General features: G+C 72.3%; 19 protein-coding genes. 5 read left to right on the top strand and 14 right to left on the bottom strand.

All coding sequences use genetic code 11. The features are described from left to right. The 9 genes from H9652_RS17995 to H9652_RS17955 form a co-directional block, all read right to left on the bottom strand. On the bottom strand, nucleotides 1-724 hold a 724-nt coding region (locus H9652_RS17995; protein ID WP_191797954.1), incomplete at its 3' end, for an ABC transporter permease. Continuing rightward, nucleotides 721-1,398, bottom strand: a complete 678-nt coding sequence (locus H9652_RS17990; RefSeq protein ID WP_318244260.1) for an ABC transporter ATP-binding protein — start codon at nucleotides 1,396-1,398, stop codon at nucleotides 721-723. The genes H9652_RS17995 and H9652_RS17990, both read right to left, overlap by 4 nt. A gap of 49 nt (nucleotides 1,399-1,447) precedes the next feature. After that, nucleotides 1,448-1,993, bottom strand: a complete 546-nt coding sequence (locus H9652_RS17985; protein WP_191797950.1) for a TetR/AcrR family transcriptional regulator — start codon at nucleotides 1,991-1,993, stop codon at nucleotides 1,448-1,450. A 183-nt stretch (nucleotides 1,994-2,176) separates the two neighbouring features. Next, nucleotides 2,177-4,654: a glycoside hydrolase family 65 protein gene (locus tag H9652_RS17980; protein WP_191797948.1), complete on the bottom strand. Its 2,478-nt coding sequence runs from the start codon at nucleotides 4,652-4,654 to the stop codon at nucleotides 2,177-2,179. Further along, a complete protein-coding gene (locus tag H9652_RS17975; RefSeq protein ID WP_191797939.1) occupies nucleotides 4,654-5,394 on the bottom strand; it encodes an HAD family hydrolase in 741 nt (246 codons plus the stop codon). Before H9652_RS17975 ends, H9652_RS17980 begins: the two co-directional genes overlap by 1 nt. Before the next feature lie 194 nt (nucleotides 5,395-5,588). Beyond that, on the bottom strand, nucleotides 5,589-6,779 hold the full coding sequence (locus H9652_RS17970) for an ABC transporter permease (protein ID WP_191797937.1): 1,191 nt from the start codon (nucleotides 6,777-6,779) through the stop codon (nucleotides 5,589-5,591). Beyond that, nucleotides 6,776-7,465 (bottom strand): ABC transporter ATP-binding protein, encoded by a 690-nt coding sequence (locus H9652_RS17965; RefSeq protein ID WP_318244259.1) that lies wholly within the window; start codon nucleotides 7,463-7,465, stop codon nucleotides 6,776-6,778. Before H9652_RS17965 ends, H9652_RS17970 begins: the two co-directional genes overlap by 4 nt. Next, complete coding sequence (locus H9652_RS20395; protein ID WP_191797935.1) at nucleotides 7,462-8,565, bottom strand: efflux RND transporter periplasmic adaptor subunit; 1,104 nt, start codon at nucleotides 8,563-8,565, stop codon at nucleotides 7,462-7,464. Before H9652_RS20395 ends, H9652_RS17965 begins: the two co-directional genes overlap by 4 nt. Continuing rightward, nucleotides 8,562-9,047, bottom strand: a complete 486-nt coding sequence (locus H9652_RS17955; RefSeq protein WP_191797933.1) for a hypothetical protein — start codon at nucleotides 9,045-9,047, stop codon at nucleotides 8,562-8,564. Before H9652_RS17955 ends, H9652_RS20395 begins: the two co-directional genes overlap by 4 nt. Nucleotides 9,048-9,242: 195 nt before the next feature. Here H9652_RS17955 and H9652_RS17950 point away from each other — a divergent pair, with 195 nt between their 5' ends. Further along, entirely contained in the window at nucleotides 9,243-9,908 is a 666-nt protein-coding gene (locus H9652_RS17950; protein ID WP_191797931.1) for a response regulator transcription factor, read from the top strand. Then, nucleotides 9,898-11,166, top strand: a complete 1,269-nt coding sequence (locus H9652_RS17945) for a sensor histidine kinase (RefSeq protein ID WP_191797929.1) — start codon at nucleotides 9,898-9,900, stop codon at nucleotides 11,164-11,166. Before H9652_RS17950 ends, H9652_RS17945 begins: the two co-directional genes overlap by 11 nt. A gap of 94 nt (nucleotides 11,167-11,260) precedes the next feature. Here H9652_RS17945 and H9652_RS17940 read toward each other — a convergent pair whose 3' ends face one another. Further along, nucleotides 11,261-12,325, bottom strand: a complete 1,065-nt coding sequence (locus H9652_RS17940) for a uroporphyrinogen decarboxylase/cobalamine-independent methonine synthase family protein (RefSeq protein ID WP_138823611.1) — start codon at nucleotides 12,323-12,325, stop codon at nucleotides 11,261-11,263. 217 nt (nucleotides 12,326-12,542) lie between these two features. Between H9652_RS17940 and H9652_RS17935 the strand changes: the two genes are divergently transcribed. Beyond that, nucleotides 12,543-13,100: an ester cyclase gene (locus H9652_RS17935; RefSeq protein ID WP_191797927.1), complete on the top strand. Its 558-nt coding sequence runs from the start codon at nucleotides 12,543-12,545 to the stop codon at nucleotides 13,098-13,100. Between the two features lie 22 nt (nucleotides 13,101-13,122). Here H9652_RS17935 and mnmA read toward each other — a convergent pair whose 3' ends face one another. Beyond that, nucleotides 13,123-14,367, bottom strand: coding sequence for a tRNA 2-thiouridine(34) synthase MnmA (gene mnmA, locus H9652_RS17930; protein WP_191797925.1), 1,245 nt, complete (start codon nucleotides 14,365-14,367; stop codon nucleotides 13,123-13,125). Further along, nucleotides 14,364-15,635 carry a cysteine desulfurase family protein gene (locus tag H9652_RS17925; protein WP_191797923.1) on the bottom strand — a complete coding sequence of 424 codons (1,272 nt, stop codon included), beginning with the start codon at nucleotides 15,633-15,635 and terminating at the stop codon, nucleotides 14,364-14,366. Before H9652_RS17925 ends, mnmA begins: the two co-directional genes overlap by 4 nt. Before the next feature lie 255 nt (nucleotides 15,636-15,890). Here H9652_RS17925 and H9652_RS17920 point away from each other — a divergent pair, with 255 nt between their 5' ends. Further along, on the top strand, nucleotides 15,891-16,964 hold the full coding sequence (locus H9652_RS17920; RefSeq protein WP_191797921.1) for an aminoglycoside phosphotransferase family protein: 1,074 nt from the start codon (nucleotides 15,891-15,893) through the stop codon (nucleotides 16,962-16,964). A gap of 143 nt (nucleotides 16,965-17,107) precedes the next feature. On the opposite strand, the gene H9652_RS17915 is transcribed toward H9652_RS17920, so the two are convergent. Continuing rightward, complete coding sequence (locus H9652_RS17915; protein ID WP_191797956.1) at nucleotides 17,108-18,088, bottom strand: electron transfer flavoprotein subunit alpha/FixB family protein; 981 nt, start codon at nucleotides 18,086-18,088, stop codon at nucleotides 17,108-17,110. Between the two features lie 8 nt (nucleotides 18,089-18,096). Further along, nucleotides 18,097-18,906, bottom strand: coding sequence for an electron transfer flavoprotein subunit beta/FixA family protein (locus H9652_RS17910; protein WP_191797919.1), 810 nt, complete (start codon nucleotides 18,904-18,906; stop codon nucleotides 18,097-18,099). A 181-nt stretch (nucleotides 18,907-19,087) separates the two neighbouring features. Here H9652_RS17910 and glgX point away from each other — a divergent pair, with 181 nt between their 5' ends. Beyond that, nucleotides 19,088-21,379 carry a glycogen debranching protein GlgX gene (glgX, locus tag H9652_RS17905; RefSeq protein WP_318244258.1) on the top strand — a complete coding sequence of 764 codons (2,292 nt, stop codon included), beginning with the start codon at nucleotides 19,088-19,090 and terminating at the stop codon, nucleotides 21,377-21,379. Nucleotides 21,380-21,411: the final 32 nt, after the last annotated feature.

Here is a 21,411-nt window from a genome sequence, read left to right as displayed (position 1 = left end):
CCCCCCCCCCCCCCCCCCCCGCGCCCGCGACCGTGAGGGTGAGCTGCGTCGCGGTCACGGCCCTGCCGTCAGACATCGCCCAGAGGGCCGGCGCGACCAGGGGCATCCAACCCCCGGCCCCGACGATCGCACCGACCTGGCCGACGACCACCAGGGCGATGACCCCACCCACTGCGGCGAGCAGCGAGCGGGTGACCGTGGCGATCCATGCGACCGGGACGGCGAGCGCTCCCGAGAGCATCGCCAGCGCCGTCTGTCGCACGAGTCCGGCCCACACGTCCGGGCTCGGCGCGCCGTAGCCGAGCACCGTCCCCAGGCCGAGCAGCCCGAGCGTGAGGCTCATGCTGACCAGCATCACCCAGAGCGCGTAGACGACGAACTTGGCCAGGGCGATCCTGCCGAGCGTGACCGGCAGGGCGAAAAGCCCTGTGACCGTCCCGTCCGCGAACTCGCGAGCGAACATCCACGCGAGCACGACACCGAATCCGAGGAGCGAGGCGGCCGAGGTGATCTGTGCGGCGAGAGCCAGCAGGCCCGACCAGTCCAGCGTCACCGCGATCCCGGAGAAGTCGGCCTTGGCCGCCAGTACAGGGTTCTCGCCGACCAACCCCACAGTGAGTCCACCCAGCAGGACGAGCGTACCGACGAGCAGCGCGAGCGTGCCGATAGCCCCCACGGGGGAATGGGCAAGCTTCAACGTCTCGACCCGAAGAGCGGCGTTCATCGGACCTCAGCGCCTTCAGCGGCCGAGCGGTCCTCGTCGTCAGCCTGAATGCGCTCGAAGAACACGCGCTCGAGATCGCGTCGGGTGGTGTCGAGCCGGCCGATCAGTCGGCCGGCGTTCATCAGCAGCACCCGATCTGCGACCCTGGCCACCTCGTCGAGGTGGTGGCTGCTGACGAGGACTGCTGCTCCCTGCCGGGCGCGTCGGGTCAGCTGCTCCCGCAGCAGGATGACGGAGGCGGGATCGAGCGTGCTGCTCGGCTCGTCCAGCACGATGAGCTGCGGATCGTGCTGGAGAGCTGCCGCCAGGCCGGTGCGCTGTCGGTTGCCCTGCGAGAGTCGACGAAATCGTCGCTCAGCGACCGGACCGAGCCGCCAGGCCTCCAGCGATGCGTCGACGCACCGAGGATCGCCGCCTCGCAGCAGGCACGCGATGTGCAAGTTCTTGCGCACGGTCAGCTCGGGATAGGCCGGGGGTGTCTCGATCAACGCTCCGACGCGCGCCCAGCCTGCCGCTGGCAGGTCGCCGAGCATCCGGCCGAACACCCGTACCTCACCGGACTGCGGGCGCAGCATGCCCAACGCGAGCCGCATGAGCGTGGTCTTGCCCGCTCCGTTCAGCCCGATGAGTGCGACGACCTCCCCCTGCTCGACGTGGAAGCTCAGGTCGCTCACTCCCGCTCCACCGCGGAACCGCCGACCGACGTTCTCGAAGCTGAGCACCTCACTCACCTCCCAGGACGTCCAGCGCGGCCTGCAGGACCTCGTCCACCGGTGTGCGCTCCGTCAGCGCCCACTCCAGGAGCGCCGCGCTCAGGCCTGCGATCACCGAGGCGGCGGCGACGCGCGCCCGGACCTCCGGCACCGCGCGGTCCGTCAGTGCATCCGCGAGAGCGGAGACCGTGGCCTGACTGCTGCGTTCGATCGCCCCGCGGAGCGACGGGTTCGCCGCGAGAATCCGCAGCCGGTCACGCTGTTCTCCCTCGATCTCGACGTCGACCTGCCGCCACGCCTCCCGGATGCCCTCGGCCAGCGCCCGCATCGGGGGCTCGTGCGCGGGGCGCGCCCGCACCGCCTCGGCCATCAGCGGGTCGAACGGGTCGTCGAGCAGCAGTGACTCCTTGGCGGCGAAGTGTCGGAAGAGCGTCACCTCGCTCACCCCCACCCGGCGGGCGATCTGGGCGGTGCCTGTCGCGTCGTACCCCTGCTTCATGAACAGGTCCAACGCTGCGTGCCGCAGTGCCTCGTGTGTCTGATTCCAGCGTGCCATGGCCATAATGTTAGTGACTAACATACTGGGGAGGCAAGGGCTGGCGCCGCAGGACATGTCCAGTTGCTGGGCGGCGCGACCCGTCCGGTGCGCACCTCGACGGCAGCCCGGCCAGCACGAGAGGGCGGGGTTCCCCCGGGGGAACCCGCCCTCTCGGCGCCTGCGGGACGAACGACCGACGGACTACGAGTGCGGAACCGTCGCGGTGATGAGCGTCCCGTCCTCGCGACGGTTGCCCGTCAGGTCACGCAGGCTCGGTGTCCCCTCCCGCACGGGCCCCTGGCCGTCGAGGGCCACCGTCACGGGCTCGCCGGCGGCGACGCGCACGGCCTCGCCGCGCACCAGCACCTCGGCGCTCTCGCCCGTCTCGCACACGAACGTGATCGCGTCGGCCGTCACCGTGACCTTCAGCCGTGCCCCGCGCAGGGACACGCGGAACGTCAGGGACTCCCACGCCTGCGGCAGGCGCGGGTCGAAGCTGATGCGACCGCAGTCGTCGCGCATGCCACCGAACCCGAACGCCAGCGCCGACCACGTCCCGCCGGCCGAGGCGACGTGCACGCCGTCGGACGCGTTGGCGTGGCGGTTCTCCAGGTCGACCAGCAGCGACGACGTGAAGTACTCGAGCGCGAGCTCGTGGTACCCGACCTCGGCCGCGATGATCGACTGGACCACGCCCGAGAGCGTGGAGTCGCCCGTGGTCAACGGGTCGTAGTACTCGAAGTCGGCCAGCTTCTCCTCGGGCGTGAACTCGGCCCCCTGGAGGAACAGCGCGAGGACGACGTCCGCCTGCTTGAGCACCTGGTAGCGGTAGATGACGAGCGGGTGGTAGTGCAGCAGCAGAGGCCGCTTGTTCGCAGGGGTCGCCGCGAGGTTCCAGATCTCGCGCTCCAGGAAGTGCGAGTCCTGCGGGTGGATACCCAGGTGCTCGGCGTAAGGGATCGACATGCGCTCGGCCGCTCGCGACCACTCGGCCGTCTCCTCCGCCGAGACCCCGAGCCGGATCCGGAGCCGCTCGTAGTCGTGCGGCGCGTCCAGGCGCATGGCGTCGAGCGTCTCGGCCGCGACGCGCAGGTTGAAGCGGGCCATGACGTTGGTGAAGAGGTTGTCGTTGACGACCGTCGTGTACTCGTCGGGCCCTGTGACGCCGTGGATGTGGAAGTGGTCGTCGCCGTTGGCCCGCCAGAAGCCGAGGTCGGCCCACATGCGCGCGGTCTCCACGAGGATGTCGACACCCTCGCGCTCCAGGAAGTCCTGGTCCCCCGTCGCCCGCACGTACTGCATGAGGGCATAGGACACGTCGGCGTCGATGTGGTACTGCGCGGTGCCCGCGGCGTAGTACGCCGAGGCCTCCTCGCCGTTGATCGTGCGCCACGGGAACAGCGCGCCCTCCTGCGAGAGCTGCCCGGCGCGGCGGCGGGCGGCGTCGAGCATCTGGTAGCGGAAGCGCAGCGCGTTGCGCGCGTACCGCGGGCTCGTGTACGTCAGGAACGGCAGCACGTAGATCTCGGTGTCCCAGAAGTAGTGGCCGCCGTAGCCCGAGCCCGTGAGCCCCTTGGCGGGGACGCCGTTGCCCTCGGCGCGGGCCGTGGCCTGCGCGAGCTGGTAGATGTTCCACCGCACGGCCTGCTGGATCTCGGGCTGACCCGGGATCTCGACGTCGGAGCGCGCCCAGAAGTCGTCGAGGAACTCGCGCTGCTCGGCGTGCTGGAACGCGACGCCCTCCTCCCGCACGCGGTCGAGCGTGCGACGGCAACGGTCGATGAGCTCGCGCGCGGGCACCCCGCGGGACGTGTGGTACGCCACGGTCTTCGTGAGCCGGACCGGCTTGCCCGGCTCGGCCTGGATCCGGTAGACGTGCTTGGCCAGGTCCTCGTCCACCTGGGTGCGCACCTCGTGGGTGTTCTCCGTGACCAGCTCGTCGTCCGCGGCGACCGCGATCGTCATGCCCGAGTTGGTGCACCGGTAGGACAGCACGAGGCGCTGGTCGTCGCCCCACTGGGCCTGCGGCTGCAGGACGCGGTCGGTGAACTGGTTGGCCTTGCGCGGGTCGAAGCCCTGCCCCATCGCGGCCGACGGGACGTGGTACTCGTCCTGCCCGTCCTGCCGGTTGAGGATCTGGGACGAGATCGCGATGGGGGCCGGGTCGTCGAGCATCGTGACCTCGAACGTGATGACGGCCAGGTGCCGCTCCACGAACGAGACCATGCGCTCGGACTTCACCAGGACGCGCTTGCCCGACGGAGTGCGCCACAACAGCTCGCGCCGCAGCACGCCGTCGGCCATGTCGAGCGACCGCTCGTAGGAGACGAGGTCCGCGACGGGCAGCAGGAGCGGCTCGTCGTCGACGTAGAGCCGGATGATCTTGACGTCCGGGACGTTGACGATGGTCTGCCCGACCTCGGCGAACCCGTACGCCTCCTCGGCGTGGTGGATGCGCCACGTCTCGTGGAAGCCGTTGATGAACGTCCCCTGCGTGTGGGACTCGCGTCCCTCCTCGACGTTGCCCCGCATGCCGAGATACCCGTTGCCGACCGAGAAGAGGGTCTCGGTGACCCCGAGGTCGTGCGCGGAGTAGCGGTTCTCGGTGAGCCGCCACGGGTCCGCCGGGAAGCGGCTGCGGTCGACGGTCCCGTCGAAGCCGTGCTCGAACCCGGCCATCAGCGGGCCTCCTCGTGGGCCGGGCGGTCCAGGACCGTCGCGTCGAGCTCGCCCAGGTCGGCCACGACCACGTCGGCGCCGTGCTCCGTCAGGACGTCCGCCCCGACCCCGCGGTCCACCCCGACGACGAGCCCGAAGTCGCCGGCCGCTCCCGCCTGGACACCCGAGATCGCGTCCTCGATCACGATCGCGGCGGTCGTCGGGACGCCCAGGAGCTGGGCCGCGTACTCGTAGGTGGCGGGCGAGGGCTTGCCGTCGAGCCCCTCCGCGGCCGCGACGGCGCCGTCCACGACGACCCCGAAACGGTCCGCGATCCCCGCGGCCGCCAGGACCGACGGGGCGTTGCGCGACGACGAGACGACCGCGACGAGCGCCCCGGCCGCGGTCACGGCGTCGAGGAACGCGATCGAGCCCGGGTAGGGCTCGATGCCCTCCTCGACGAACATCGCGTTGACGATCTCGTTCTTCTCGTTGCCCAGCGCGCAGACCGTGCCCTCCCCGGGGGCGTCGTCGATCGTGCCCCACGGGAGCTCGATCCCGCGCGAGGCGAGCATCGTGGCGACCCCGTCGAATCGGGGCTTGCCGTCGATGTGCGCGAAGTAGTCCGCCGACGTGTACGGCGCGACCCCGCGCTCGGCGCACAGCGGCGCGAACAGGCGTTCCCAGGCGCGCATGTGGACCTCGGCGGTCGGTGTCAGGACACCGTCGAGGTCGAAGAGGACGGCGTGCAGAGCGGGCATCGCGCTCCTTCGGGAGAGTGGACGGACGAGGGAGCGCCGCGAGTTCGGCACCTCCCTCCGAGCCTACGCACCAGGGGCGTCACGGCGAAAACGAGGGCGAAGGGTGGGTACCCGGATCCTCGTCCTGTGGGAGGAACCGGCCGAGCCCCTCGCGGACCGGCAGCCCGGCGCGCGAGGGGGCTCGTCGGCGACCGTCAGCTGCTCAGCGCCGCGGTCGGCGAGGTGCGGGACGCACGCACGGCGGGCAGGACGCCCGCGACCGCCCCCACGAGGATCGTGACGACGACCCCCATCGCGGGGACCTCGGAGGGGATCGCGAGGCTCCACCCGTTCGTCCTGGCGACGACGGCCGTGATGACCCACCCGAGGACGGCACCCGCAACGCCGCCAAGGGCCGAGAGCAGCATCGCCTCGAAGAGGAACTGCATCCGGATGTGCTTGCGCGTGGCGCCCAGGGAGCGCCGCAGGCCGATCTCCTGACGACGTTCCAGGACCGAGATGACCATGGTGTTGGCCACCCCGATCCCGCCGACGAGCAGGGCGATCGAGCCCACCCCGACCAGGAGCCCGGTGAAGGCCTGGTCGACCGTGTTCTTCGCGGCGAGGGCGTCCGAGGGGCGGCTGACCTGCACCTGGCTCGGCGAGTCGGGGTGGATCGTCGGCGGCAGGAGCGTGCGCACCTGCGAGACGCTCGCCTCGGTGGACCGTTCGTAGATCGTCGTCGGCGCGCCGTCGTGGTCGAAGAGGCTGGCGGCGATCGGTTCGCCGACGAGTGCCGTCGAGTCGAGCTCCGGTGCGAGGGGCGACGACTCGAGGATGCCCACGACGGTGAACTGGTGACCGCCCAGCCACACGAGGCTGCCCACCGTGCCGATCCCCAGGCGCTCGGCCGTCCCGCGGCCGAGGACGACCGCCGGGTACTGCGCGGTCGACTCGTTGAGCCACGACCCGCGCATGACCCTGGCCCCGGTCGCCTCGAGCAGGTCGAGGTCGGCCGCCGCCACGGTCAACCCTCCGGTGCGGCCCGGATCGACCTCGGCGCTGCGGAAGATCGAGATCGTGTCGAGGGTGCCGGTCGAGCTCACGTGCAGGACGTCCGGGATGCGCCGTACGAGGGCGACGGCGTCGGGCGGGAGGGGCGCGTCCTGGCCGAGGACGTCCGTGCCGGCCGTGACCGTGAGCAGGTTGGTGCCCAGCGCGGACAGCTTGTCCTTGATGAGCGCCTGGCTCGAGGTCGAGATGCCGATCACGGAGATCATGGCGGCGATACCGATCGCGATGCCGAGGGACGAGAGGATCGCGCGCATCGGTCGGGCGCGCAGTCCGTGCAGGCCGAGGCTGAAGAGGTCCCCGGGGCGGAGCCTGGAACGGCGGTCGAGGCTCATCGGCTGTCCTCCCGCTCGTCGGAGAGGATCCTGCCGTCGCGGATGCGGACCTGCCGGGGTAGGCGATCGGCCAGCTCCTGGTCGTGGGTGATGACCACGACCGTGGTCCCGGACCTGTTCAGAGCGTGGAGGATCTCGACGACGCCTTCGCCCGAGGCGGTGTCGAGGCTGCCGGTCGGCTCGTCCGCAAGGAGGAGCCGAGGCTCGCCGACGACGGCGCGCGCGATCGCGACGCGCTGGCGCTCTCCGCCCGACATCTGCCGCGGATGGTGGTGCAACCGCGCGCCGAGACCGACCCGTTCGAGCGCCGTGCGAGCCCGCCGACGGCGCTCGCGGGGTGCCAGGCCGGTGTACAGAAGACCGGTCGCCACGTTGTCGAGGGCGGTGACCCCGTCGGAGAGGTGGAACTGCTGGAAGATGAACCCGATCGTGTACGCACGCAAGGCCGAGAGACTCGTGTCGCTCATGGCCGTCACGTCGTTGCCGGCGATCCTGGTCGCACCTGAGGTGGCGCGGTCCAGGGACCCGATGATGTTGAGCATGGTCGACTTGCCGGACCCGCTCGGGCCGACGATCGCGACCATCTCGCCCTCGTCGATCCTCAGGGTGACTCCACCGAGCGCGACCGTCGGTGGTGACCCGTACGTCCGGGTCACGTCCTCCAGGTCGATGATCGCTGTGCTCACTTGGCCACCACGATCGTGTCGCCCACCTCGAGGCCGCCCCCGGTCACCTCGACCAGGCCGTTGGCGAACGTCCCGAGCTCGACCGGGACGAGCCGCGTGCTGTCGCCGTCCGAGTTCTCGACGGCGAAGCCGCCCCCCGGCTGCGCGAGCAGGGCCAGGACGGGCACGGTCAGCACGTCGGTGGCGCGGGTCTGCGTGAGCAGGAGCGTGACCGCGACGTTGTCGAGGGACTCGGTCGCAGCCGGGTCGTCGAGCGTGAGGGTCACGGGCACCTTGAGCGTCGTGCCGTCGCCGCCCTCCTGCTCGACGGGTGCCCCCACCTCGGCGACGGTTCCCGTCGTGGAGTCGCCTCCCGGGAGGGTGATGGTCACGTTGGTGCCGACGGGGGCGATGGGTGCCTGCGTCCGGTCGAGGAAGGCCTGGACCTGCTTGTTCGGTCCCGTGACGGTGAGGATCTCCGGGCCGGCGGTGTCGCCGACCTGGGCCTTGTGCGACTGCACGCGGACGTCGACGAGGGAGAAGACGACCCGGCCCAGATCGATCGTGCCGGTCTGCTCGACCTTCAGCGACTTCTGCCACTTCTTGATCGCTGCCGTCGTGCTCTCGGTGAACGTCGAGTCAGGCTTCGCGACGAAGAACCCCAGCTCGGCGAGGTTCTGCTCGAGCTGGAGGACGTCCTTCCCCGGCGTCATGCCGGCGACGAACCCACGCCAGGCGGGCAGAGGACCTCGCAGCAGGGTCACGGGGAGGTCGTCGATCCGGAAGAGCTCCTGGCCCACGGTGACGACGGTGCCTGCCGCCGGGAGCCCGGTGATCACGCCGGTGATCTCGGTCCCCAGGTCGCGCTGCGCGTCGTACGCGAGGGTTCCCTGGGTCCGGACCTGTTCCGTGAGGTCACCCCGGGCCACGGTGACGGTCTCGAGCTCGAGCCGGGTGCTCGTGGGCTCGGGGGCTGCGGGCGGACGCGTGAGAGCGACCACGCCGACGACGGCCGCGACGGCCGCGACGGCGCCTGCCGTCGTCAGGATCCAGCGTCGTGGTCTGTGCTGGCGGCCGGTGGTCGTCACGGAGGACTGGTCGGTCGTGGTGGGAGCGCTCACTGGACGGCTTCCTGGCTCTTGGTCGAGCAGGCGTCGACGACGTCGGGGTCGATCTCGGGGCCGAACGACGAGCTCATGCCCGATCCCTTGACCGGGTCGGGGTAGTCGTAGCCGGCCTCCCGCATGCACGCGGCGAAGGCCAGCTGGGCCTCGAACATCTCGTCCTCGGTGGGCAGGCTGTCATCGACCGGGACCTCGCCGATCTCGTCGATGCAGGCCGTGTAGGCCACGTCGAAGGCCGCGGACTCCTCGCTCGTCATCGACGGCGTGGTGCCACCTCCCTCCTCGCTCATGGCGACGAGGTCGTACCCGGCGTCGAGCATGCAGTCGTCGACGTCCTGCCGCCACTCCTCGATGGTCATCTTGGCGGCTCCCGTGTCGAGCTCGGGGTCGGCCCCTGAGGTGGGTGAGCAGGCCGAGACAGCGAGGAGGAGCCCCGTCCCGAGGAGAGCGGTGAGGGAACGGATGGTCGTCGTACGCACAGTGGTGTGTCCTTTCGTCGCGTCGAGGTCGGGCGACCTGACGTGCTGCGCCGATCTCATCAGGCCGTCGGTTGCGGAAAAGTAAGGTGGCCGCCTTACCGCGACGCAACCTTCGCCGTGGTCTCCTGAGGAGGAAGGTCGACGACCGACGAGCACGGTCGCCCGGCGCCGTGACCGAACGAAAGGTGGACCCAGGTGAGAGTGCTGATCGTGGAGGACGAGGAGTACCTGGCCGACGCCGTACGCACACGTCTGTCCATGGAGGCGATCGCGGCCGACGTGGCCCCCGACGGGGACGCGGCGCTCCTTGCTGTCGAGCTGTACGACTACGACGTGGTGCTGCTCGACCGGGACATCCCCGGCGTGCACGGGGACGAGGTCTGCCGCCGACTGGCTGCCGACCCGGTCGCGCCCGCAGTGCTGATGCTCACTGCTGCTGGGACGCTCGACGACCGCGTGGACGGTCTCGGTCTCGGCGCCGACGACTACCTGGCCAAGCCGTTCGAGTTCCCCGAGCTCATCGCCCGGCTCCGTGCCCTCAACAGGCGCAGCTTCACGTCGCGGCCACCGGTGCTCGAACGACGCGGTGTCCGACTGGACCCGTTCCGCCACGAGGTCACCGTCGCGGGGAGGCGTGTCACGCTGACCCGGAAGGAGTTCGCGGTGCTGGAGGTGCTCCTACGGGCAGACGGCGCCGTGGTCAGTGCGGAGACGCTCCTGGAGAAGGCCTGGGACGAGAACGCCAACCCGTTCACTCACGCCGTCAAGGTGACCGTCAGCACGCTGCGGCGCAAGCTCGGAGACCCTGCGGTGATCGCGACCGTGCCAGGTGCGGGATACGTGATCAGCGATGGCGACTAGTCACGAGCCGACCCCGCGGCCGTCGGACATCCACGGTGCCGCCCCGGGGAGCAGGCGCTATCGCCTGACGGTCCGCGCGCGGCTCGCACTGACCTACTCGATCCTCCTGACGGGCGCCGGCATCGTCCTGCTCGGGATCGTCTACGTCTTCATGCGCTACGTCCCCACCTACGACTTCGCCACGGCAACGACCCCGTCGACCGACGCGACCTCCGCGGTCCCCGGAGCCTCGCCGTTCCCCACCGGTGACCCGACGGCGCCGGCAGCGGTGGTCGCCCCCGCGTCCGAGCTCGTCGTGACGTCGAGCGACCAGCTCCTCGATCTCCTGCTCGTCACCTCGATCGTCGTCCTCGTCGTCCTGGCGGCGGTGGGCACCGGTGTCGGCTGGGCAGTCGCCGGGCGGATGCTCCGGCCGTTGCGACACATCAACGCGGCCGTGCATCGTGCGAGCGAGGGCGACCTGGAGCAACGGATCAGGCTCGCCGGTCCGCGGGACGAGATCTCGGAGCTCGCGGAGAGCTTCGACGAGATGCTCGTCCGCCTCGACCGTTCGTTCACGGCGACGCGACGTTTCGCAGCCAACGCGTCGCACGAGCTGCGGACTCCGCTCGCGACGACCCGAGCCATGCTCGACGTCGCACTGGCGCAGCACGACGACCCGCAGGAGCGGGTCGTGTTCGAGCGTCTGCGGTCCATGAACGAACGGAACATCGAGACCGTGACGGCATTGCTGGACCTCGCCAGGATCGACTCGTCACCTCCCGAGCTCGAGCGGTTCGACCCGACCCAGGTCGTCGCCCAGGTGATCGAGTCGTGCGCCGAGGAGGCAGCGACACGCGGTGTGCGGATCGAGCACCATCTGACCGGGACGATGATCGACGGCGAACCCGTCCTGCTCCGCCAGCTCGTCACCAACCTGGTGCAGAACGGGATCCGGCACAACGTGCCAGGTGGCGTGCTCGCGATCGACACCACGCCGTCCGACCCTCCTGGAGGAGTGGTCATCGAGGTCGTCAGCTCCGGCCCGGTCCTCGATCCCGAGGCCGTCGAGCGGTTCACCGACCCCTTCACCCGAGGAGCCGGTCGTACGAGGAACACGGCATCGGACGGGCAGGGACTGGGGTTGTCCATCGTCGCGGCGATCGTCGAGCGACTCCGCGGCGAGCTCCGTCTCACCCCGCGCCCGGAAGGTGGACTGCGAGCAGTCGTCAGACTGCCGCCCACCTTCCCGAGGGACATCGACGCCCGCCAGGCCTGATTCGCCCACCTGCCCCGTCGGCCGGGACCCGGTGCCAGGTCGCGGCCCCGGAAACGGAGTCCGCCCGTCCCTTCGGGCCGCCCCTGGCCGCGGCTCAGTCCTGCGCCCGCTCCGCGAGCATCTCCGCGACCCGCCCCAGGTTCCCGAGCATCGCGCGGTTCTCGTCGATGCTCCCGAGCCGCTGCCCCGACCCCAGCCCCACTCCCCCGGCACGCGGCGCCGCGAGGAGCGTGACGTCGTCGAGCCCCGAGGACGGGAGCCCGATCCGGCGCCACGGGACGGTCACGAGCGACGCGAGCTCGCCCAGGTTGGGCCCCGAGCACTGCGAGACCTTCGCGGGCGGCAGCCCGGCCCAGACCCCGACGCCGCGCTCGACCGCGCGCGCGACCAGCTCCCAGCCCTTCTCGTCCCAGCCGTCGGCCCGGGCCGCGAGGTCCAGGCCGACGGCGTCGGCACCGGCGAGGACGACGGGGGCGATCCCGACCCACGCGGGCCCCACGTGCACGACGCTGCGCGCACCCCCGTCCCGCACCGCCCCCAGGACCGTCTCGAGGCCCTCCACGATCGCCGGGCCCTCGACCGGTCGAAGCCGCGAGTACCCGGAGAACGTGGGCAGCACGCCCGCGTTGATCTGGCCCAGCAGCGGCTCGGAGACCTGCACCACGAGCTCGGCCCCCGGGACCTGCCGACGCACCTCGTCGAGGTGCGCCCGCACCCCGACGGCGAGCGACGCGGCCAGGTCGGCCCGCGCGCCCTGGTCGGCGAGGACCCGGTCGCCGCGCGCGAGGTACAGCTCGGCCGCGAGCGTCCACGGCCCCACGACCGACACCGCGAGCGGCCCGACGTACCCGTGCCCGGCGATCGCGAGCGCCCCCAGGTCGTCCCGGAGGAAGGCCCGAGCCCTGCGCTCGTCCATGCCGGGCCGGTCCGCGAGCTTCCAGCCGTGCGGCCCGATCTCGACGGGCAGGTCCGCGAGCAGGGTCGCGGTGCGGCCCACGCCGTCGGCGCCCGGTCCCCGTTGGGGCAGGCGCACGAGGAACGGGACGGGCGTCACGCCCGTGGGGACCTCGGCGAGGTCTCCGAAGATCATCTGCTGCGCCTCGAGGACGTCGGTGCCCTCGCCGCCGGGCCACGGCCCGTGGCCGCTGACTGACGTCATGTCCAGGTCTCCTTGCTGTTCGACGTGCTCAAGGACCGGTCCGACGGCCGGGCCGGTCCACCAACTCCCCTGACTCTCCCCGGAGAACTCACCCGAGCATCACCCGCACGAACTCTTGCGGTGTCCCTCTCTCCGAGTGAAGGCTGATGAGTATGCACCACAGACCGTGACGACGCGGTGGCCGCTGGACCGACCCCGCCGGACGAGCGAGGCGGACATGAGCAGCAGCAGGCACGAGGCGACCGGGACCACCCTTCCCGGCGACCAGCACCACGAGGCGGCCACGACGACCGCTGGCGCGACCAACAAGGCGGCCGCGATCGCGGTGCACACCCAGGCCATCCCCGGGAACCACGCCGAGGCGCTCGCGGCGCTCGTCGCCGCCGACTTCCACAACCACGACCCGGCCCCCGGCTGCTCGGGCGGCATCGAGGGGCTGGTCGCGACCATGCACTGGTTCTCGGACGCGTTCTCCGACCAGCACGTCGAGGTGCTGCACGCGGTCGCGGAGGGCGACCTGGTGGCGCTGCACGTGGCGTTCAGCGCCCGGCACACGGGCTACTTCCGGGGCCTGGCGCCCACCGGCCGTCACTTCACGGTCCGCGAGATGCACATGCTGCGCTTCGTGGACGGGCGCGAGGCCGAGCACTGGGCGGTGCGCGACGACGCGTGGCTCGTGCGGGAGCTCAGCGAGCACCCCGTGGTCCCGACGAGCGCGGTGCTCGCCGCGACTCAGCCCGGCTCCGCGGTGGGCAGCGTCCCGGTCGCGGTGTGACGAGGCGCGCACGGCCGGTCGGTCAGCGCGCTGCGCTCGCCGCGCGCTGCGCCCGGTAGGCGCGCTGCACGGTCGACTGCCCGATCACGCGCGTGCCCTGGTACACGACGAGCGACTGGCCGGCAGCCACGCCGCGCAGCGTCTCGCCCGTGAGCTCGACCTCAGTCCGCGCGCCGTCGGCGGCCCCGTCGTCCGCCTGCCCGACGACGGCGCGCACCCGCGCAGGGACCGGCGCCCCGTGGGCACGCACCTGGACCGACGCGTCGAACCAGCCGGACACCTGGGCGGACGCCGCGCCGTCGGGCACGGGCCCCGCCTGGGCGGGCTCCCACCCGGCGGCTGCGAGGACGTCGTCCGCGAGCCACACCGAGCGGTCCCCCTCGATGCGGTCGACCGTGAGCAGCTCGGCCGGCCCCACGACGACCCGGTTGGAGACCGGCTCGACCTCGAGCACGTAGCGCGGCTTGCCGTCCGCGGCCGGGCGCCCCAGGGACAGGCCCTTGCGCTGGCCGACCGTGAACGCGTACGCGCCCTCGTGCTCGCCCAGGACCTCGCCCTCGGTGTCGACGATCTCGCCCGTGCGCGCGCCCAGGCGCGCCTTGAGGAAGCCCTGGGTGTCGCCGTCGGACACGAAGCAGATGTCGTAGGAGTCGGGCTTGTTCGAGACCGACAGGCCACGCCGCTCGGCCTCGGCACGGACCTCGTCCTTGGACGCGAAGCCGCCCAGCGGGAAGATCGACCGGGCCAGCCGCTCCTGGCCCATGACCGCGAGCACGTACGACTGGTCCTTGGCGTCGTTGGGCGACCGGTGCAGCTCGCGGACCGTGCGCGTCACGGCCTCGCCGTCCGGCCCGGCGACGGCGACCTCGCGCGTGACGACCTGCGCGTAGTGGCCCGTCGCGACCGCGTCGAAGCCCAGCGCCGTGGCCTTGTCGAGCAGCGCCTCGAACTTGATGTGCTCGTTGCAGCGCACGCACGGGTTGGGCGTGCGCCCGGCCTCGTACTCGGACAGGAAGTCCGCGACGACCGTGTCCTCGAAGCGCTCCGAGAGGTCCCACACGTAGTACGGGATGCCCAGCACGTCGGCCGCGCGGCGCGCGTCGCCCGCGTCCTCGATCGAGCAGCACCCGCGCGAGCCCGCGCGGAACTGCTCGCGGTTGCGCGACAGAGCCATGTGCACGCCGACCACCTCGTGGCCGGCCTCGACCGCCAGGGCCGCCGCGACGGCGGAGTCCACCCCGCCGGACATCGCTGCCAGGACTCTCATGCGGGCCTCCCTGTCGTGGCGGTCGGTCGCGTCCTCGGGCTCGCCCCGGGCCGGGCCGACGACGCGAGCCCCGCGGCCTGCGCCCGCGCCACGACCTGCGGCAGCGCGTCGAGGAGGCGCGCGACGTCGTCGGGCGTCGAGGTCGCACCGAGCGAGAACCGCAGCGCACCGCGCGCGTCCTCCTCCGAGACCCCCATCGCGAGCAGGACGTGCGAGGGCTGCGGCACCCCGGCCTGGCATGCGGAACCCGTGGACGTCTGCACGCCCGCCGAGTCGAGCAGGTACAGCAACGAGTCGCCCTCGGAGCCGGGGAACGTGAAGTGCGCGTTGCCGGGGAGGCGCAGGGACGGGTCCGCCAGCGGGTCGGGGCCGCGGAGCACGGCGTCGGGCACGGCCGCCCGCACGCCCCGGACCAGGTCGTCGCGCAACGACGCGAGGTGCTCGGCCCGCTCCGCACGGCCCGCGACGGCCTCGGTCACGGCGACCGCGAACGCCCGGATGGCAGGCGTGTCGAGGGTGCCCGAGCGCACGCCGCGCTCCTGCCCGCCGCCGTGCAGCACCGGGGTCAGGGGCAGGCCGCGCTTCGCGACCAGGGCGCCGACGCCCATGGGTCCCCCGAGCTTGTGGCCCGTGAGGGTCAGGGCGTCGAGGCCGCTCGCGGCGAAGTCCACGGGCACCTGCCCGACGGCCTGCACCGCGTCCGAGTGCACGGGGATGCCGTACGGTCGCGCGATCTGGACGACCTCCTGGACCGGCTGGATCGTCCCGACCTCGTTGTTCGCCCACATGACCGAGATGAGCGCGACCTCGTCGCCCTTGGCCGCGAGCTCGGCGCGCAGCGCGTCGAGGTCGAGCCTGCCGGCGTCGTCGACGGGCAGCAGGACGATCTCCGCGCCCGTGTGCTCGGCCATCCAGAAGGCAGGGTCGAGCACCGCGTGGTGCTCGACCGCCGAGACCAGGATGCGTCGGCGGTGCGGCTCGGTGGTGCGACGCCCCCAGAACAGCCCCTTGATGGCGAGGTTGTCCGACTCGGTGCCACCTGCCGTGAAGATCACCTCGCTCGGGCGCGCGCCGAGCGCCGCCGCGACGGCCTCGCGCGACTCCTCGACGACGCGGCGCGCAGCCCGGCCCGCCGCGTGCAGCGACGAGGGGTTGCCGGTCTGGGTGAGCTCCGCGACGAAGGCCTCGAGCGCGGCCGGCGACATGGGGGTCGTGGCGGCGTGGTCGAGGTAGGCGCCGTGCGAGGGCTCGGCGGGCGTGGCGGTCATGAGGCGATCACAGTCGTCCAGTCTACGAAGGTATTCGCGGGCCGCTGCCGCCACGGTGCGGACGAGGGACGTGAGTTCTGTGGAACATTGCTGGACAGCACAGGAAAAACCGATATCTTGACAGATGCTCGTTCGCCCCTCGGACCCTCACCTGCCCGCCGCGACGCGTCGCGCGGCCGGGGTCCGCTCGTGAACGGCGACACCCCGACAGTGCTCCCTCCCGTCCCTCCTCACCCCGTGCGAGCGTTCTGCCCCATGCCCGACGACGTCGCGACCACCTGCGTGGTCCGCTCACCGCAGGACCCGCGTGCCCACGCGAGCGACCGCCTGCGGTGGGCGTCGCTCCCTCGCGAGCTCCGCGACGAGATCGAGGCCACGATGGAGGCGCACGTCGTCGAGGAGATCAGCGTCGTGAGCGGCTTCACGCCCGGGATGGGGTCGCTGCTGCGCCTGTCGACGGGTGAGCAGGTCTTCCTCAAGGCGGCCCGCACGCGAGACGCCCGGGAGTGCGCCGACCTGCACCGCGCCGAGGCACGCATCGCAACACGCCTGCCCGCAGCAGTCCCGACCCCACGCTTCCTGTGGGGCCATGGTGACGGCGACTGGATCGTGCTCGCCTACGAGGCCATCGACGGCTACCCCCCGCGGGAGCCCTGGGAGCCCGCGGTGCTCGCACGGGTCCTTGACACCCTCGACGACCTGGCCCGCATCCCCGGAGCCCGGCAGATCTCCTTGCCGCCCGCCGGGCCCCAGCTCGCGTCCGCCTCTATCGGGTGGGGCCGCATCCTGCGCGATCCTCCTGCGCACCTGTCCTCTCTCGCACCGTGGGCGGCTCGCCGCCTCTCGTCGCTCGCCGAGCTCGAGCTGGGCGTCCTCGTCGCGTGCGAGGGCGAGTCGATCGTCCACGGCGACATGCGCGCCCGGAACCTCACGGTCACGGACGACGCGGTCTACGTCCTCGACTGGCCCTTCGCGATGCGCGGGGCCGGGTGGCTGGACCTCGCGCACCTGCTCGTCACGGTCGGCGCGCAGGGCGTCGAGGGGGTCTTCGACCCGCCGGAGGTGTCCGTGCCGGACGACGGCGGCACGCCCGTCGTGACGTGGGACGACGCCGAGCGGGCGGGAGCCTGGCTCACGGCCGTGTTCGACGACCACCCGCTCGGCGCCGAGGTGCACCCCGGAGACCTCCGGTCCATCGTCGGCGGGTTCGCGGGCTTCAGCATGGACCTCACGCGCAAGCCTGCCCCGGTGTCCGACCCGTGCCGTCCCACGGTGGCCCTGGGCCAGGCCGTCTCGGCCCTCGCCTGGCTCGAGCACCTGGGCCTCTGACCTGCTGGTCCGCCGTCGGGCCGGAGCCCCGTCGCACGGAAGCCGCCGGGTGCACGGAAGCCGGGCGTGGGGAAGCCGCCGGGCGTGCGAACGCCCCGGCGGGCCGAGCCCGCCGGGGCGTTCGTCAGAGGGTGTTCGAGGCGTCAGCCTTTGTGCTCCCGCAGGACCTGCGCGGCCTGCGGCAGGACCTCGGCGAGGTCGCCCACGACCGCGAAGTCCGCGATCTCGAACAGCGGGCTGTCGGAGTCGTTGTTGACGGCCACGATCACCTGCGAGGCCTGCATGCCACCGCGGTGGTGCGGGGCTCCCGAGATCCCCGCGCCGATGTACAGGCGCGGCGCGATCGTCACGCCCGTCTGACCGATGAAGGTGTCGAACCAGCCCTCGTAGACCGCGTCACGCGTCGCGCCCACGGCCGCGCCGAGCACGTCCGCCAGCTCCTCGATGGGCCCGAAGTCGCCGTCGGTGCCGCGTCCGCCCGCGACGACCGTCGCGGCCTCGGCGAGCGCAGGACGCCCACCCTCGACGACCGGCTTCTCCTCACGGGACACGACCGTGACGGTGGTCGCCGACGCGGGGACCTCGACGGGGAACCCGATGACCTCCGTCTGGACCGAGGACTCGGCGGGCTCCGGGACGACGGAGTTGGCGCGGACCGTGAACACGGCCTGCTCGGTGACGACCTCGCACGAGGTGTCCCACGAGCCCGCGAAGACCCGCTTGTAACCCACGGCCTTGCCGTCCTCGGCACGGACCGCGGCCGCGTCGATCACGAGGCCGGCACCCAGCGCGTAGGCAAGGCGGGCCGCGGCCTCCTTGTTGGGGAAGGTCGCCGAGAGCAGCACGATGTCCGCGTTCGCGCGGCGCACCGCAGTCTCGAGGGTCACCGAGACGACCGCCGTGAGGTGCGCGGCGTCCGTGCTCACGGACGTGGGCAGCTCGGCCTGCAGGACCGTGTCGACGCCGTAGGCACCGAGCTGGGCGAGCGTCGTGACGCTCGGGCTGCCGAGCGTCACGGCCTTGGGCCGACCGAGGCTGCGGGCGATGGTCAGGAGCTCGAGGGCCGCGGAGCGCAGCTGCGTCTCCGGGGAGTCGAGCAGGACGAGGACGTTGGTGGTCACGATGTTCCCTCTCAGACCAGGTCGTTGCGGATGAGGAACTCGGCCAGCGCGCGGCCACCCTCGCCCTTGTCGACGACGACCTCGACCTCGGGGCGCGGCGGGCGCGGCGTGGCGGCGAGGACGCGGGTGCGGGCTCCGGCGTCGCCCACGGTCGCGGGGTCGAGCCCCAGCGCCGCGAGGTCCCAGACCTCGATCGGCTGCGTCCGCGCGGCCATGATGAGCTTGAAGTTGGGGAAGCGCGGCCAGTTGGCGTGGTCGGTCACGCTGACCACGGCGGGCAGCGGGGCCGTGAGCACCTCGAGCGCGTCGTCGAGCTCGCGCGTGACCTGGGCCGTGCGGGCCTGGACGTCCACCTCGAGCTTGCCCGCGAGCGTGAGCTGCGGCAGGTCGAGCTCGGCAGCGAGCAGCACGGGGACCACGGACCCCAGCCCGTCGAGAGCCGCCATGCCGGTGAGGACGAGGTCGACCGGCCCCTCCTCCTCGATCTTGCGGATCGCCGCAGCGAGCGTGGCGACGGTCCCGAAGTAGTCGGAGCCCGCGAGCGCCTCGTCGCTGACGCGCACGCCGCGGCCGACGCCCATCTGGTAGGCCTTGCGGATCGCGGTGTCGGCCTCGGGGCCTGCCATGGTCAGGACGACGACCTCGGAGGTCTCCTGCTCGGCCTCCGGCAGCGACTCGACGATGCGCAGCGCGGCCTCGATGGCGTTCTCGTCGAGCTCGTTGAGGGTCCCCTCCTCGGACGATCGCACCACTCGTCCGGCGTCGAACCGCCGGTCGGCGTGGATATCGGGAACGTACTTGACGGCGACGACGATCCTCATCGTGATGTGCTCCGTGGTTGGGACGACGGTGGACCCGGGTGGTACCCGCACGCCACAGCCCTTCGTGGAAGGTGTGGCACAGGCGAAACCCTACCGGGCACCGCCGCGGAACCGGGTGAGATCTCGCGCACGACCACCTGGTGAGCACGAGCCGTCCACATGCGGGCCTCACAATGGAGGGGTGCAAGCGCTTGCCCCCTCCCCCCGCCCTCGCCCCTCGCACGGCCCGGTCCCCCGGCTCGGCGTCCGTCTCGCCGGTGACGGCGTCGACGTCGCCGTGCTCGCCTCGCACGCGAGCGCCGTCCACCTGAGCCTGCTCGACGTCTCGCCCGACGGCGAGATCCACGAACGGCGTGTGGCGCTCGACGGGCCGACCCACGGCGTCTGGCACGGGCACGTCCCCGGCGTGGGTGAGGGACAGCGCTACGGCTTCCGGGCCGAGGGCCCGTGGGACCCCGCGGCCGGCTTCCGGTACAACCCCGCGAAGCTCCTGCTCGACCCGTACGCACGCGGGATCGTGGGCGAGCTCGACGACGACCCGTCCACGCGCGGCCACGTGACCGAGCGGGACGCCTCGGGCACCCTCGTGGGCGACGTCCGTGGTCCGGCCGACCCGCGCGACTCGGCGGCGCACGTGCCGCACTCGGTCGTCGTGGCTCCTCGCACCGGGCACGAGCCCGTGCGCCGGCCGCACGTGCCGTGGGCCGACACGGTGGTCTACGAGGCCCACGTCCGCGGCCTGACCATGCAGCTCGACGCCGTGCCCGAGCACCTGCGGGGCACCTATGCGGGGCTCGCGCACCCGACGACGATCGCGCACCTGAAGGCCCTGGGCGTCACGACGGTCGAGCTGCTGCCGATCCACGCGTTCCTGACCGAGCCGCACCTCGTGGCCGAGGGGCTCACCAACTACTGGGGCTACTCGACCGCGGGCTTCTTCGCCCCCCACGCCCCGTACGCGACGCGCGCCGCGCAGGAGGCCGGGCCCGGCGCCGTCGTCGACGAGGTGCGCGGCATGGTGCACCTGCTGCACGAGGCCGGGCTCGAGGTCCTTCTCGACGTCGTGCACAACCACACGTGCGAGGGCGGGGCGGACGGCCCGCACCTGTCGTGGCGCGGCCTCGACAACCCCGTCTACTACCTGCACGACGGCGCGTCCCCGGCCGAGCTCGCGGACGTCACCGGGACGGGGAACAGCCTCGACTTCCGGCGTGCTCGGGTGGTCCAGCTGACGCTCGACTCGCTGCGCTACTGGGCGCAGGAGATCGGCGTCGACGGCTTCCGCTTCGACCTCGCCGTGACCCTGGGTCGCGGCCCGGCCGGGTTCGACCCCGACCACCCGTTCCTCGTGGCGCTCCAGACCGACCCGGTGCTGAACGGCCTCAAGCTCGTCGCGGAGCCGTGGGACGTCGGCCCCGGCGGATGGCGCACCGGGCAGTTCCCCGCCCCGCTGGCCGAGTGGAACGACCGCTTCCGGGGAGCCGTCCGCCAGTTCTGGCTCGCCGACCCGCGCGAGGCCTCGCACGGACGCCCCGGCCAGGGCGTGCGCGAGCTCGCGACCCGCCTGGCCGGGTCCGCGGACCTCTTCGGGCACAGCGACCCGCCGCTCATGCGCGGGCCCGTCGCGTCGGTCAACTTCGTCACCGCCCACGACGGGTTCACGCTCGCGGACCTCGTCGCCTACGAGCACAAGCACAACGAGGCCAACGGCGAGGGCAACCGTGACGGCAGCGACGACAACCGGTCCTGGAACCACGGTTTCGAGGGGCGCCTCGAGAACGAGGAGATGACGGTCGAGGGCTTCGAGCCGGGGGTCGAGATCGCGCCTCTTCGCCGCCGCTCGATCCGCAACCTCATGGCGACCCAGGTCCTGGCGGCCGGGACCCCGATGCTCACCGCGGGCGACGAGATGGGACGCACCCAGCGCGGCAACAACAACGCGTACTGCCAGGACGGGCCGCTGTCGTGGGTGAGCTGGGACCTGTCCCCCTGGCGCAAGGACCTGCTCGCGACCACGACCCACCTCCTGGGGCTGCGTCGCGAGCACGCCGCGCTGCGCAGCGAGACGTTCTTCCACGGCCGCCCCCGGCACTCGGCGCAGGACGCGGTGCCGGACCTCGCGTGGTTCGACGCCGCAGGTCACCCCCTCGACCACGCGGCCTGGCACGACCCCGGGTTCCGCGTGCTGCAGATGCTGCGCACCGGCCCGCGTGCGGGCGACCGCGACGTGCTCCTGGTCCTCAACGGTGCGCTCGACACGGTCGAGGTCACGCTCGCGGGCGTGCCGGGACGCCCGGCGCCCGGGGCTGCCGAGGGGGCCGGGAGCACCGCGTGGGAGCTCGCGTGGGACTCCGACTGGGAGCACCCGGGCGAGGGCGGCAGGCCTGTGGGCCCCGAGACGCACGAGCCCGCAGGAGGGCCGCGGCCCCTGCTGGAGCCGCTCAGCCTGCAGGTCTATCTCTCGCCGAGGTAGAGGGGGCTCGTCGAGGGAGAGGTCTGGGGACC

This window comes from Oerskovia rustica, assembly GCF_014836555.1.
Lineage (GTDB): Bacteria > Actinomycetota > Actinomycetes > Actinomycetales > Cellulomonadaceae > Oerskovia > Oerskovia rustica.
Note: the sequence above shows the minus strand (reverse complement) of the source record. Positions and strands in the feature narration are given on the sequence as shown.

What these genes read in the sequence shown, in the direction of transcription:
- H9652_RS17970 (WP_191797937.1), bottom strand. Translation starts at nt 6,779, where the DNA reads ATGAGCCTCGACCGCCGTTCCAGGCTCCGCCCCGGGGACCTCTTCAGC.
- H9652_RS17920 (WP_191797921.1), top strand. Translation starts at nt 15,891, where the DNA reads ATGCCCGACGACGTCGCGACCACCTGCGTGGTCCGCTCACCGCAGGAC.
- H9652_RS17940 (WP_138823611.1), bottom strand. Translation starts at nt 12,325, where the DNA reads ATGACGTCAGTCAGCGGCCACGGGCCGTGGCCCGGCGGCGAGGGCACC.
- H9652_RS17945 (WP_191797929.1), top strand. Translation starts at nt 9,898, where the DNA reads ATGGCGACTAGTCACGAGCCGACCCCGCGGCCGTCGGACATCCACGGT.
- H9652_RS17980 (WP_191797948.1), bottom strand. Translation starts at nt 4,654, where the DNA reads ATGGCCGGGTTCGAGCACGGCTTCGACGGGACCGTCGACCGCAGCCGC.
- H9652_RS17975 (WP_191797939.1), bottom strand. Translation starts at nt 5,394, where the DNA reads ATGCCCGCTCTGCACGCCGTCCTCTTCGACCTCGACGGTGTCCTGACA.
- mnmA (WP_191797925.1), bottom strand. Translation starts at nt 14,367, where the DNA reads ATGAGAGTCCTGGCAGCGATGTCCGGCGGGGTGGACTCCGCCGTCGCG.
- H9652_RS17925 (WP_191797923.1), bottom strand. Translation starts at nt 15,635, where the DNA reads ATGACCGCCACGCCCGCCGAGCCCTCGCACGGCGCCTACCTCGACCAC.
- H9652_RS17985 (WP_191797950.1), bottom strand. Translation starts at nt 1,993, where the DNA reads ATGGCACGCTGGAATCAGACACACGAGGCACTGCGGCACGCAGCGTTG.
- H9652_RS17935 (WP_191797927.1), top strand. Translation starts at nt 12,543, where the DNA reads ATGAGCAGCAGCAGGCACGAGGCGACCGGGACCACCCTTCCCGGCGAC.
- H9652_RS17910 (WP_191797919.1), bottom strand. Translation starts at nt 18,906, where the DNA reads ATGAGGATCGTCGTCGCCGTCAAGTACGTTCCCGATATCCACGCCGAC.